At 23.6% G+C, this 14634-nt stretch carries 13 protein-coding genes; 9 read left to right on the top strand and 4 right to left on the bottom strand.

The genetic code is table 11. The features are described from left to right. Positions 1-80 precede the first annotated feature (80 nt). Positions 81-1736: an AMP-binding protein gene (locus tag KQY27_RS03130; RefSeq protein WP_224425123.1), complete on the top strand. Its 1656-nt coding sequence runs from the start codon at positions 81-83 to the stop codon at positions 1734-1736. A 270-nt stretch (positions 1737-2006) separates the two neighbouring features. Further along, entirely contained in the window at positions 2007-2339 is a 333-nt protein-coding gene (locus KQY27_RS03125) for a hypothetical protein (protein WP_224425122.1), read from the top strand. Between the two features lie 245 nt (positions 2340-2584). Here KQY27_RS03125 and KQY27_RS03120 read toward each other — a convergent pair whose 3' ends face one another. Together KQY27_RS03120 and KQY27_RS03115 are read right to left on the bottom strand one after the other, a co-directional pair. Then, positions 2585-3193: a YigZ family protein gene (locus KQY27_RS03120; protein ID WP_224425121.1), complete on the bottom strand. Its 609-nt coding sequence runs from the start codon at positions 3191-3193 to the stop codon at positions 2585-2587. Between the two features lie 306 nt (positions 3194-3499). Continuing rightward, the gene (locus KQY27_RS03115; RefSeq protein WP_224425120.1) at positions 3500-4246 is read right to left on the bottom strand and encodes a hypothetical protein; all 747 of its coding nucleotides are present in this window, start codon (positions 4244-4246) and stop codon (positions 3500-3502) included. Between the two features lie 1374 nt (positions 4247-5620). Between KQY27_RS03115 and KQY27_RS03110 the strand changes: the two genes are divergently transcribed. Then, the gene (locus tag KQY27_RS03110) at positions 5621-5992 is read left to right on the top strand and encodes a hypothetical protein (RefSeq protein ID WP_224425119.1); all 372 of its coding nucleotides are present in this window, start codon (positions 5621-5623) and stop codon (positions 5990-5992) included. Positions 5993-6097: 105 nt separating this feature from the next. On the opposite strand, the gene arfB is transcribed toward KQY27_RS03110, so the two are convergent. After that, positions 6098-6793: a 2-amino-5-formylamino-6-ribosylaminopyrimidin-4(3H)-one 5'-monophosphate deformylase gene (arfB, locus tag KQY27_RS03105; RefSeq protein WP_224425118.1), complete on the bottom strand. Its 696-nt coding sequence runs from the start codon at positions 6791-6793 to the stop codon at positions 6098-6100. Positions 6794-6834: 41 nt separating this feature from the next. After that, positions 6835-7311 carry an RNA-binding protein gene (locus KQY27_RS03100; RefSeq protein WP_224425117.1) on the bottom strand — a complete coding sequence of 159 codons (477 nt, stop codon included), beginning with the start codon at positions 7309-7311 and terminating at the stop codon, positions 6835-6837. Positions 7312-8010: 699 nt separating this feature from the next. On the opposite strand from KQY27_RS03100, the gene KQY27_RS03095 reads away from it, so the two are divergent. The 6 genes from KQY27_RS03095 to KQY27_RS03070 all read left to right on the top strand — a co-directional run bounded on the left by KQY27_RS03095 (position 8011) and on the right by KQY27_RS03070 (position 14578). Continuing rightward, positions 8011-8247, top strand: a complete 237-nt coding sequence (locus KQY27_RS03095) for an LSm family protein (RefSeq protein ID WP_042704005.1) — start codon at positions 8011-8013, stop codon at positions 8245-8247. Between the two features lie 426 nt (positions 8248-8673). Beyond that, entirely contained in the window at positions 8674-8865 is a 192-nt protein-coding gene (locus tag KQY27_RS03090; protein ID WP_342765737.1) for a 50S ribosomal protein L37e, read from the top strand. A 269-nt stretch (positions 8866-9134) separates the two neighbouring features. Beyond that, on the top strand, positions 9135-9758 hold the full coding sequence (locus KQY27_RS03085; protein ID WP_224425116.1) for an MBL fold metallo-hydrolase: 624 nt from the start codon (positions 9135-9137) through the stop codon (positions 9756-9758). 120 nt (positions 9759-9878) lie between these two features. Then, positions 9879-11438, top strand: a complete 1560-nt coding sequence (locus KQY27_RS03080; protein WP_224425115.1) for a hypothetical protein — start codon at positions 9879-9881, stop codon at positions 11436-11438. A gap of 359 nt (positions 11439-11797) precedes the next feature. After that, a complete protein-coding gene (gene purF, locus KQY27_RS03075) occupies positions 11798-13234 on the top strand; it encodes an amidophosphoribosyltransferase (protein WP_224425114.1) in 1437 nt (478 codons plus the stop codon). Between the two features lie 429 nt (positions 13235-13663). Continuing rightward, on the top strand, positions 13664-14578 hold the full coding sequence (locus KQY27_RS03070) for a CBS domain-containing protein (RefSeq protein WP_224425113.1): 915 nt from the start codon (positions 13664-13666) through the stop codon (positions 14576-14578). Positions 14579-14634 lie beyond the last annotated feature (56 nt).

Here is a 14634-nt window from a genome sequence, read left to right as displayed (position 1 = left end):
TAAGTATATTAGTTATATTATTATATTGATTGTATAATTGTGTTTAATTATTAATTTATATTAAATTATGAAGTGATTTAATGGTTTTTTCTGAAGAAACTATAGGTGAATTTTTTGAGAAGCAAGTAGAAGCCCAAGGGGATCGTGAATTTATAATTTACCCAGATAGGGATTTAAGATTTACTTATAAAGAATTTGATGAAAGAGTAAATATGTTAGCTAAAGGTCTTCTTTCTATTGGTATTACAAAAGGGGATCATGTTGGTATTTGGGCAAAAAATGTTCCAGATTGGTTAACATTTTTATTTGCAACAGCTAAAATAGGAACTGTTCTTGTAACTGTAAATACTGCTTATAAAGAACATGAATTAGACTATATTCTAAAACAATCTGATATGAAAGCATTAGCTATAATAGATGGATTCCATGATGTTAATTATGTTAAAATTGTCAATGATCTTATTCCTGAGTTAAAACAACATCCTAGAGGAAGATTAAATTCTGAAGAATATCCTCATCTTAAAAGTGTTATTTATGTTGGCCAAGAAAAACATAGGGGAATGTATAATACAAATGAGCTAATGTTACTTGGTGAACATCAAAATGATGATGAATTTAATAAAATCAAATCTTCTCTCAATAATGAAGATGTTATAAACATGCAATATACTTCTGGAACTACTGGTTTTCCAAAAGGGGTTATGTTAACTCATAGAAACATTTTAAACAATGGATATGGTATTGGCCATCGTATGAAGTTTACTGAAGAAGATAGACTTTGTATTCCAGTTCCTCTTTTTCACTGTTTTGGTATTGTGTTAGGTGTTCTAGCTATTTTAACTCATGGTGGAACACTTGTTATGGTAGAATTGTTTGATCCACTTTTAGTTTTATCTGCAATTCAAAAAGAAAAATGTACTGCTGTTCATGGAGTTCCAACTATGTTTATAGCTGAATTAAACCATCCTATGTTTGATATGTTTGATATGTCATCTCTTAGAACTGGAATCATGGCAGGTTCAACTTGTCCAATTGAAACTATGAAAGAAGTAATGGATAAGATGAATATGACAGAAATTACTAGTGTTTATGGTTTAACTGAATCTTCTCCAGGAATGACTCAATCTAGTGCAGATGATTCTATTGAAAGAAAAGCTAATACTGTTGGAATAGCTTTCGATGAAGTTGAAGTTAAGATTGTAGATACTGAAACTAATGAAGAATTATCTCCTGGTGAAACTGGCGAAATCTGTTGTAGAGGTTATAATGTAATGAAAGGTTATTATAAAATGCCTGATAAAACAGATGAAGTTATAGATGAAGAAGGTTGGTTACATAGTGGAGATCTAGCTACGGTTGATGAAGAAGGTTATTATTCTATTGTTGGTCGTAAAAAAGACATGATTATCAGAGGGGGAGAAAATATTTATCCTCGTGAAATTGAAGAATTTCTTTTTACAATTGATGGTGTAAAAGATGCTCAAGTAGCTGGAATTACTGATGATAAATATGGGGAAATTGTTGGAGCTTTCATTATAAAAGAAGAAGAATCTGATTTAACAGAAGAAGATGTTCGTGATTATGCTATTGAACGTATAGCAAGATATAAAGTTCCAAAACACGTTTTTTTTATTGATGAGTTTCCTTTGACTGCTAGTGGAAAAGTTCAAAAATTCAAACTTAGTGAATTAGGTTTAGAACTTTCTAAAAAGAAAGAAGAAGAAATGAAATTATAAAGGAATTTGATTAATTATAATACTTAGTATTATTTATTCACTATATTTTATATTTTATAGTATTAATTTTTGATTTAATCAATTAATTGATATAAATTTTATAAAAAGATATAAAAGATATAACAAGGTATTTATATATAAAAAATAATATCATATTAACAATGCAATAAATCAAATATTATTAAAACTAATTTGTCTAATATTGTTATTAGCTATATTGAAGGTATTATTAATAAATTTGATATTATATTTATTATTTAAGGTGATTTAATGGATGAAAACAAGCTTACTTTAATAATTGCTGCTGTTATAGTGGTTATTGTTGCTGCAGGTGTTGGAGTGATTTTATTGATGAGTAATGGTGGTGCAAATACTGATGTAAATCAAACTAACACTTCTGTTATGGATGCTAATAATACTACAAATAACACAACATCTGAAATATCAACATCAGATAGTAAACCAACTTCTACAAAAAAGACTTCAAGCAGTAATCAAGGATCTTCATCAGGTTCAAATAATGAAAAACCTCCAAATGAGGAACCCGAGCCTCCTGCAGATGATTCTAATGATGGTGGTGACTCTGGAAATAGTTCTAGTTAAATTAATTGAATAATTTAAATTTTTTAATTTCTTTTATTTGATTATTTTTAATTATTTTTTATTTTATTCTATTTTTTATTTTTATTTTTTTATTATTTTTTTATATTTTCATATTATTTTTTCATATTATTATCATTATTATTTTTCATATTATTTCTCTTTTTTTTCAGTATTTGTTCATATTATTAACCTATTTATGTAAATAATGTTTTTAATGATATTGAATTAAATTAATAAATAATATATTAGTCTTTTGCATTTAAATTCAAGTATTCATTATTTAAAAACTCAACTTTCGCTGTTTTTTTCGATTTCTCTTTAAAAGGTTCAATATCTTCTTCTTTTTTAATAGCTATTTTATAATTCACTTTTTCGCTAAATTCTTTATTTAAAATAATTATATTATAATTCCTAATATATTCTTCAATTGTTTTTATATTGAAGTAGTCAAATGATAACTCATATGTTTTATATTCTTCTATTTCAACTATATCACTTATTGATAAAGCTTCGATTACAGATTTACCATATGCTCGAACTAATCCTCCAGCACCAAGTTTTATTCCTCCAAAATATCTTGTTACAATAGCTACAATATTATTGAGATTATTTTTCTTTAAAACATTTAGCATTGGTTTTCCAGCAGTTCCACTCGGTTCCCCATCATCATCATAAGCTTCTCCATCAATAACAATATAAGCAGAACAATTATGTGTTGCATCATTGTATTTTGTTGATATGGTCCTTATTATCTCTTTTGCTTCAGCTGAATCCTTTGCAGGGAATAATCTACAAATAAATTGTGATTTTTTTATCTCTAATTCAACTTGATATGACTTTGATATTGTTTTCATATTATCATATTTTAATATATATAACTTAAATTTAATGATTTTTTTTGAATTTCTTTAAAAATTTTTAATAAATAAAACTATTAATAATTTCATTTGATTAATTAAAAAAGAAGATGAGTAATTAATTGATAATGATTAGTTACATGATACAATTTAAAACAATGAAAATATAATAAAAATAATTAACAATAATAAAATAAAAATAATTTAAAAAATAAAAATAATTAAAATAATAAAAATAATAAAATAAAAATAATTAAAAATGGAAATTTTATTTATTAAAGTAAACTCATGATTCAATTGATCTTAGAGAGCTAAACTTTTATATTGTGTTATTACTTTTTTCGGTGTCCATCCTTTAGGAACTGTATATGAAATAACAGAGAGATATTTATTATTAGATGGTTTAAATAGTTTTGAAACTATTTTTTTAGTTTTATCATTTTGAAATATGACTTTTGCTACGGTTATTTCATGATAGTTTTTAGCTAATTTTATATTTTGAATTCTTAATAAAATTTGTCTTGTACCTTGTGTTATACCAATTGGTTTAGTGGAATATGCTAATTTCAAATAGTCATTTTTTCCAATATTAACCTTTTTAACTTTTCCATCAATAACTTTTAGTGTTTTTGTTTTAAGCAGTGGATTAACAGTTTTATACATTATTGTTGCTTTTTTTGGTGTCCATCCTTTTGGAACGACTTGGGTAAATCCTTTTGACTTAGTTTTATATATTTTTGATAATATTTTATTATTTTTATCATTTTTATATGTAATTTTTACTTTTATTATATTATGGTATTTTGAATAAGACTTATCATTATTTTTCATACCCAAAATTGTCAATAATCTTGATTTTCCAGATTGGCCACTGTATTTACTGTCATATGCAGTATATACTATGTCTCCTTTACCTATATTAATTTGACTATATTTTCCATCTACTATATTTGTTGTTTTAGTTCCAACTGCTGCTGATGCAACTGAGATTGTAAAACCTAGAATTGCAACTATTAACAATAAAATCACTACTAATCTTCTCTTGTTCATTTGTTTCACCTATTTTTCATTTTATTTGTTTGGCATCACTTTTTAGTGATGTAATTATATTTAATATATCTTATATTTAAACATTTCCATTTATCGTTCCTATACTTAGATATAAAACCTTTTATTTACTATTGAATGAATTATAATGATTTTTTAGGATATTAATGATTTCATTATATTAAATATAAAATATTTACTATTCTATAATTTCTATATAATTTTTCATGATGGGATAGATTTTTATTTATTTCATCATTATCAATCTTCAGTGATGTTATTTTAAATTTAAATTGATAAAAATCTTTTTTTAGATTTAAAATGATTTTATAAATAATAAATTATTTTATTAATCATTGAAAAACGATTGTATGTGCTTTATTTAATTTTGATGTATAATTTTAAGATTAAACAAAATCACCTCTTTTCTATAAATATCTAAAGTTTGATTAAAAAGAATTTTGGATATTTATTTTATTAAATACTTAGTAGAATGATTTTGAATATTTTAAATAAGCTAAATTATCATTGTTCTACTCTTTAAAATACTTTTAAGAAATAATGTTTTATAAATACTTTAAATTTTATTTAATCCTTAATTATATCATTAATTTAAAAATAATAGATTATCATATATTTTTAAATAATATAAACAAAAAATTTGATTTTATGAAGAATTTACCTAGGTATAATATTTGTTTTATATGAAATATGCATTAATTGACACATATTTTTAAAAATAGAATTTATAATTTTGTAAAATTTAAATTTATATCTTTTATATTGGGAAATCTAAATAAAATAAAATTTAAATACTGTTTGTGTCAAAACATTAGAGTTCCTTTAAACTTTGATGAAAAAATTATCAGAGGACTTGTTTTCTAAAATACTTAGATTTATCTATTCTAGAACTTTCAACAAAAACTTATCAAAATGGACTAAATAATATTAAAAATTACTAAATATCTATTATATTATAGATGATTATAAATAAGATTATTAATATATATTATAATAAATTTAAGGACTATAAATAAAGAATATGATGATTATTCTATTAATTAAATTTTTTGTTTGATTTTTATTAAATTAGAAATTATTAAATTAAAAAAATTAAATGCATTTTGAATTTATTATGTTAATTATAAAATTTATAATTTTTTAATTAATTTTGATTTATAATAAAATTATAATTTATATAAAATGTAAATATTAAATAGTGTAAATATTAAATAGGATATAATTAAATAGAATATAAAAGATATAATAAATTAATTAAATTAAATCTATAGATTGACAATATTATGTTTTAATAGATTTTTAATATTAATTTTTTATTTATTAAGATAGTTTATTTATTATACTATTGGTGATTATATGAGTGAAAGTAAATCAGCTAAATTAGTTGTAGTTTTTATAATAGCTATTGTTGCTTTTGGAATAAGTTCTGTAGTAGCTTTTTCTACAGGAGATATTACTGGTTTTAATCTTCTAAATTTGGGTAATGATACTAATTCTACTAATGATAATTCTTCTAATCCATTTGCATTAGAAGTGAATACTAGTTCTTCAAATAATTCTCAAAATTATTTGCCAAGTAAAAAAACTGATACTTCAACTAGTAACTCTTCTTCAGGTAGTGGATCTAATAAAACTGTAAACCATGATAATGGTAATGATAATAAAGATTCATCTTCAGATTCTAATTCGGATGGTTCTGAAACAACTAAAAAGTCAAATAATACTTGATTTTCTTTTTTAGTTTATTCTTTATTTTTTTTCTATTTTATATTTCATAGTTCTGTTTTATATTTCATATTTTTATTTTCTATTTTTTATTTTTAAATCGAAGATTTAATAATCTAATATTTTTTCAACATCAAGTAAAACTGAGTTTATAGCTAAGTTTAACAGCTGTTTTCCATAGTTAATATCAAGATAAACTCCATTATTTTCGATTTCTGAAGCACCTTCTTCAATTCCTGGATCATTTTTTCTAGCTTCTTTAAATTGACTTAATCCAACTTCGCCATAAACTTCAAGGTTTGTCTGATTAATAATTTCTTCTTCATCAAGGATTCCAAGAACTTTTCCCATAGATAATTCTCCAGAACCTCCATGTGGTCCTTCATTTTCAATAATAGTATTATTAAGCAGAACAATATCTAATAATGCATCATCTTCAATTTTATCAAGATATTGGAATAATGGAAGATTCCCTCCATGGGCATTGATGATAACTACTTTTTCAATTTTTAAATACTTTTTTGCTGCTTTTAATGTTTTAGTTATATTATCAGCTAATTCTTCAAGAGAATAATGAATTCCATGATTTATTTCTTCAATTTCATGAGCAGGATAAATAATTCCAAGAAATTTAGCTCCACTTTCAAGAGAAGCTTGAAGAGCAATGTATGCAGCTATTTTAGCATCAGTATCAATAGGTAATGCAGGGCCATGATTTTCTAAATGTGATCCTAAAGCTATTATTCCTATTTTGTGTACTAAAGGATTAAATACATTTCCAGCATTATATCTTAGTTCTACCATTATATCACCTTATAAATAAAAATTAGACTACTTAATTAAAATTAAATTTCCAAATTCCAGATATCATCACCAATATGATGGATATTTTCAATAGCTTTTCCAGAATCATTTTCAACCATTTTTTCTCCAGAAATTAACGCAATACCAATAGCTAATGGTTTTTTATGGGTCTCTTCTACTACTACAACAACATCATCAGATTTTACATCTTTGTCACTGGCCACAATTCCAGGACTCATTATGTCTGCACCATTTGTTACAAATTTAACAGCTCCCATATCAACTGTTACTTTTTTCCCACCAATATCATTTTCTAAAGCAGCTTTAAGTGTTGGAAATGGCTTTTCATTGATTATGATTACTGCTGGTTTACCATCAACAAGAACAAATGGATTAGGATCAACTTCTAAAAATTCAACACTAGATTTATTTGAGATTAAATCAGAATATTCCCCTAAATCTCTTTTTAATTCTTTTAATTTTTTCTTTTTAAGATGATACCTTTGTTTAACCTTCAAAATAAGCACCTTTTATAATATGTTAATTATCATTTTAACAGGATTTCATGTGAATCCTATTTTTATTTCTCTAGTTATTTTTTTATTTAATTAATTTCTTTTATTTTCATTTTTGTTATTTTTCTATGTATTTCAGATTATTTTTAATATCTCTATATTATTATGTATATTTTTATTTTTATCTATAAAATTTTCATATTTACATATTTTACATATTTTATTATGTCATTCTTAATACTTTTATTTTATGATTATTTGTTTTATTCTATGACAATTGTGATAATTATGATTATTTATGATTATTTAATTATTCTAAATAATTTTATTTTGTATTTACTTTATCTATTTTTTAATTATTTTCCATATTATCTAATTTTTACTTATTTTCCTTATGACTTTTTACTAATTAATCAAAATATTTATATATAAGTTGATTATATAATATAGTTATCATTAAATATTTAAAATTGGAAATTAGCTATTATGGTCTTTTAAATAATTATTTATTATAATTTTTAAAAGATATCTACTTTATATATAGCATATTTTCTGGATTTTAAGAAAATTTTGATCGAATTTAATAGAATTTTATTAAGATAAGATTGTTAATTAAAATTTATTGATTATATTTAATTAACAGTTACATTTAAATATAGATTAATTCATAATTATTATAGTATATATTAATAGGTGATTAACGTGAGCGGACAACAAGGTTATGTTCAAAGACCACTTGATGCATTAGGCAAAGCAACTAACTCTCCAGTTTTAATAAAATTAAAAGGAGATCGTGAATTCAGAGGTATACTTAAAAGCTTCGACTTACATATGAACTTAGTTCTTAATGATGCTGAAGAATTAGAAAAAGGAGAAGTAACAAGAAGACTAGGAACTGTGCTCATTAGAGGAGACAATATAGTTTATATTTCACCTTAGATTTTGATTTGGCTATTAATTTTCAATAGCTATTCTCATAAATCATTCATACTATTAAAATTATATAAATAAATCATATCAATAAATATTCATTAAATACATATTTTATTGTTTTGTGTTTTAAAATTCTTCATTAGCTATAGCTATGAACTATATACATATGCTATGAAGTATACATATATTATCATATTTATTTTATTGTATTAAGATTGATAAATAGGATTATGTATTATTTTAGGATTATTTTAATTAATAAGATTGTATTGATTATATGTTAATTACTTAAAACGAATTAATTCTTGATATGTATTTTAAAATTATATATTTTAATAAGATACTTATTTAACAATTAATAAGATACTTATTTACTAATATTATTAATATGAGCTAATTAAGATTACAAATTATAGAGGATAAAAGGAGGAGATAATCATGAAAGGAACACCTTCAATGGGTAAGAAGAATAAAAAAACCCATATACGATGTAGAAGATGTGGAAGAAATGCTTACCACGTACGTAAAAAAGTCTGTGCTTCTTGTGGATTCGGTAAATCAAAAAGAATCAGAAGTTACAGCTGGCAAAATAAAAAGACAATTACTGGTCAAAGATTAGTATAATTGTTTTTGTATAATTGTTTTTATTATATTGTTATAATTATTATAATTATATTAATATCTTAACTCTTATTTTATTAAGAGTTTCAATATTTTTTAATAAATTTTATTATTTTTTATTTTACTTTTATTTTATTTTACTTATTTCATTTTATTTTTAGTTTATTATTTAGTTTATTTTTAATTTATTAATAGCTAATTTGTATTCTAAATAGTTAATTTTATAATATATTTTATGAAAGGTTAATTTTATAATGTGTAAGGGATTAAAAATGACAGAAATTAAAATTTTTGGAAATATGGCTAAAGTTTACTTAATTAAAGAAGAGGATAGTTGTGTCTTAGTTGATACTGGGATAAAATTTGATAGAAAATCTATTTATAATTATATTAAAAATGAAAAAGTTGATTTAATAATCTTAACTCATTACCATATTGATCACATAGCTAATGCACATTACTTATCAAAAGAACTAGAAATACCTATTGCAATGAGTGAAGTAGATTATGATATTGTTAAAAATGGAAATGAACCTAAATTATATCCTTATGATTTTGTAGGTAGGATTTTAAAAATTACAAGTAAAATGATAAACCCTATATCTAATTTAGACATGTTTGATATTGATGTTTTTCTTAAAAATAAACAATCTCTTGAAAAATTTGGTATTAATGGAACAGTATATTCTCTTCCTGGCCATACTAAAGGTTCTATAGGTTTAATGGTTGATAATGATAAATTTTTTGTTGGTGATGCAATGATGAATCATTTTTCTCCTTCTCCATCTAAGATTTTTGAAAATAAAGAAGAAATGTTACAAAGTGTTGACTTTATTAAAAATTCTTCTGCTTCCATTATTTACACAGGACATGGAAAACCTTTTAAAAATATGTAAATTTGTAATTTAAAGAGGTTATCTTTTTTATTAATTATATTTTTATATTATAAAATACAATAATTAATTAGGTTTCTTAAAATCTATAGCTATTATATATTTAATAATATGGTCGATTAAATGGATTTCGATAATCATAATAATCAAAAAAAGCGTAATTATTCAAATAATCCTAATTATAATTCTGATTCTAATTTTGATGATTTTAATGAGAAAAACAAGGAGAATAATATAATTCCAGAGATTCTTTATGATAATTTTGATGATGATCGTGTTAGGGATCCTTCAGATGATAATTTAAATGTTGATAAAATTAATAGTAGTAAAACTGAAAATATTCGAAATAATAATTCTAAAAATGATATTGATAAAAGAATAGATACTAATAATTTTATTGAAGCGTTCAATGATTTTAGTTTGAATGAGTCTAATAATAATATTAATAATAATACTAATACAAATACTAATGGTGTTAATAACATTAATAAAGAAACTATTAATAAAGAAACTGAATTAATTAATCGGCCTGTTGATGTTAGAATTATTGTTGATGGTCCTGAAAAATCTGAATTTCTTTCAAAAGCTATAAAAAATATTTCTCTTTTTGATGATTTCAATATAATTATTTCTTCAATTATTACTACAAACAATGTTGACATAGCTAAAAATGCTGTTCTTGGTTCAAATATAATTTTAATAGCTATTAATCCTGATGAAGAAGGAGAAATCCTATTTTCAAAGTTTTATGATAATCTAAAGACTGATTTGAATTATGTTGAATTTCTAAAATTCCCAAAACTCAGAGATATTGAAATAACTGATATTAAAAATGTTGAAAATGAGGTAAAAAATTCAATAATTCGGGCAGGATTTGCTTCTATTTTTGATATTTCTAATGTAAACCAAGTTAAATCAGAAATTCTTAAATTAAATAAAAATCTAGAAAATTCTCAAGCTATCAATGAAAAAACATCTCTTGAAAATGATATGTTAATTGAAGAAGCTAAAAATCTTCGTACAATAAATGAAGAGTTAAATAAAGAAATAAAAGATCTTCAAAATCATATTGATGAAATTAAACTTGATTTCACTGATTTCAAATCTCGTTACTCTAATATGCATTCTAAAAATTTATTAGAGATTTTTCTAATTAAAGAACTTTGGGTTGAAATTTTTAATGAAGCTTTATCAGATGAAGATGTTGATAAAGTTGTAATCGCAACAAATAAATTTAGACCTGAAAATGTTCTTGTTGGTCAGGATTATATTGGTACTATTTCTAAATCAGATGCTGTAGATTGGCTTAAAATTGTAAAAACGGCCCTTATTTTTGTTGAAAATGATAATAATGAACTTCAAGAAGAAATGATTGATTACTATAAAAAAAAGCAAAAATCTGAAAATAATAATTATGAAAAATATTCTAATAGTTATTATAATGATTCTAAAAGGGATTCTGATAAGAGTTACCATAAAGATTCTTATAAAGAATCTTACAGTGATTCTTCTAAAGATTCTGGCAATTATTATGATGGTTCTAAAAGTGAATATGATAATAAAGAACATAATCATGAAAAATCTGATGATAAATATCATAATAGTCGTAATAACAAATATATTGATGAAGATGAAGACTATGATTATGATATTACAAATCAATTCCGAAACTTTTGGGATTAGGTCTAGTATTTTTAGATTGGTTTTGTAATTTTGGGATTAAATGTTGTTAAATTAAAAATATTTATATTAGAAAATAAAAATAATTAATATATAATTCATTATGAATTATTTCTATTTAATGATTTTTTATAAATCTTAATGGATTTTTATAAACTGTTATAATTATTATAAAAACTATGTATGTTTTAAATGATATATACTATAAAAATTATTTAAGTTTATGAAATATATTTAAAATGAAAAATGATTTAATAGATATCAGTTTAATAAAATAACCATTTTTAAATTAATTAATAATTAATATATTATAATATATATTATAATTCAATTTTATAATAATAAACTACGGAGATTATGACTTGAAAGATAAATGTGGTATTGTTGGAATATACTCTAAAGATTCATCTAAGGACGTTTCTTCTTTTATTTATTATGGTTTACATGCTTTACAGCATAGAGGCCAAGAATCTGCAGGAATAGCTACTTTTAATTGTGATAACATTACAAATGATACAAATGGTGATCATAATGGTTTGAATCATCATTGTGGCATGGGACTTTTGATTGATGCCTTTAGGGGAGATATGATCAATGAACTAAATGGTGAAGTAGGCATTGGTCATGTAAGATATTCAACTACTGGTCAATCAAAGTTTGAAAATTCTCAACCATTTGTTACTACTTTTAATGATTATACTATAGCTATTGCTCATAATGGGGATATTATCAATTCTGGACAGCTACGTAGGGAATTGATAGATGAAGGTGTTGAATTTATTTCTGATACAGATTCTGAAATTTTGTGTCATTTGATTAAAAAAGAATTTTCTAAAAATAATGATATGATTGAATCTTTAGAAAATCTATCTCATATTATTATGGGTTCTTATTCTCTTGTTATAATGGTTAATGGTGATTTATATGCTATTCGTGATCCTGCTGGAATGAAACCATTAGCTATTGCTGAAAAAGACGATATTTTTATTGTAGCTTCTGAAACTGTTGCTTTTGATGTTATTGGAGCTAATTTCATCCGTGATGTTAAACCTGGAGAAATTATCTATTTTGATAATGATAAAATTAATTCTCATATAATCGAAAAAGCTGCTACGACTAAAAACTCTCATTGTATGTTTGAATATGTCTATTTTGCCAGACCAGATAGTACTATTGATGGAAAAAATGTATATCAAGTTAGATTGAATATTGGAAAAAAATTATTTGAAGAGTTTCCTGTGGATGCTGATGTTGTAATGCCTGTTCCTGATTCTTCAATTCCTGCAGCTATTGGATATTCAAGAGCTTCTGGAATTCCATATGGTGAAGGCTTAATTAAAAATAGATATGTAGGTCGAACTTTTATAATGCCAACTCAAAATGAAAGGGAGTTAGCTGTTAAGCTAAAAATGAATCCTCTTGTATCTGAGCTTAAAGGCAAAAAAATAGTTCTTATTGATGATAGTATTGTTCGTGGAACTACTTCTGAGTCATTAATTGAAGTTCTTAGAGAAGCGGGTGCAAAAGAAATTCATCTAATGATTGGATGCCCTCCTGTAATTGCTCCATGTTTCTATGGAGTGGCTATGGCTACTAAAAAAGAACTTATTGCAGCTAATAATTCTGTTGAAGAGATAAAAGATAAATTAGGTGTTGATTCTTTAGGATACATTGATTTGGATGACCTTGTTGATGCAATTGGAATTCCAGCTGAAGAACTGTGTTTAGGTTGTATAAATGAAGAATACCCTACTGAGATTCCAAGTGATTTAGAAGTAGAAAGCTATTACAAATTATAGATAAATAAATTATAGATAATTATATATTTTATTAATTTTTACTAATTTACTTACTTTTTCTTTTATTTGTTTTATTTTTTCTTTTTATTTATTCTTTTTATTTTTCCTTATTTTTTCTTCATTTTAGTTTTTATTTATTTTTTCTTTTTATTTTTCCTTATTTTTTCTTTATTTTAGTTTTTTATTTTCATTTATCCTTTTTATTTTTCCTTATTTTTTCTTTCATTTGTTTTTATTTTGGTTTTTATTTTTTAAATTATTTCTATATTATTCGAGTTTACATAATTATCAATATTTATATCCATTTTTTTATTATAAAAACAAACATATTTATATTATTAAAAGACAATTTATAATTAATATTAATGATAAATTCTTAATTATATAAGATAATTCTTAATAAATAAAAATATATTAGCTGGTGGCGTTATGCTTACATCTGTACAAAAGGAGATTCTTCAAACACTTATAAATTTGTATCAAACATCAGATGGTAAATCAATAAAGGGAGAAGACATAGCTGAAGTTATGAATAGAAACCCGGGAACTATCCGTAATCAAATGCAATCTCTTAGGAGTTTGAGTTTGGTTAAAGGAGTTCCAGGACCTCGTGGGGGTTATAAACCTACAATAGAAGCTTATCACACATTAAACATTTCAGTAACTGATAACGAATCTAAAGTTCCAATGTTTAAGGATGGAAATCGTCTTGAAGGAGTTTCTGTAGCTAAAATTGAATTTACTAGTATTCCTAACCCTGGTGAATGTGAAGCAGCTATTAAAGTTTTAGGAAGTATTAAAGACTTAGATCTTGGCGATACTGTTCGAATTGGTCCAACTCCAGTCAATAATCTTGGAATTATTGGTGAAATAGTTGGTAGGGATGATATGGATAATATACTTCTTTTAGACACTACTACAATAAGAAGTATTCCTAAAAAAACAGTTAAAGATATTGCCACTTTAGATCTTCTATTTTTAAATCCTAATGACACTATTAAAGAAGCAGCTAACTTACTTTCTAATGAAGTTATAGATGGTGCTCCTGTAATTGAAAATAATAAAATCTTAGGAATATTAACATTAAGTGATATTGTGTGGGCTTTAGCTGAATCAAAAGAAGGTTTAAAAGTTAAAGAAGTTATGCAAAAAGATGTAGTTACTGTTAATCAGAATATGAAAGTAGCTAATGCTGTTGAAATCATGTATAAACAAAATATTGGAAGATTAATTTTAGTTGATGATAATGATGTGCCTAAAGGCATCATCACAAAAACTGATGTTGTTAACTCAATAACAAACTTAGAAGATTTTCCAGTAATTAAATCTAATAATCAATCTTAAATTTTAGTTTGTTAGATTTTTAATTTTATATATTATGATGTAATTATTAATATTAT

The sequence above is a fragment of the Methanobrevibacter sp. TMH8 genome (assembly GCF_020148105.1).
Lineage (GTDB): Archaea > Methanobacteriota > Methanobacteria > Methanobacteriales > Methanobacteriaceae > Methanobinarius.
The sequence above is the reverse complement of the archived record's forward strand: the minus strand, read 5'-3'. Positions and strand labels throughout refer to the sequence as shown.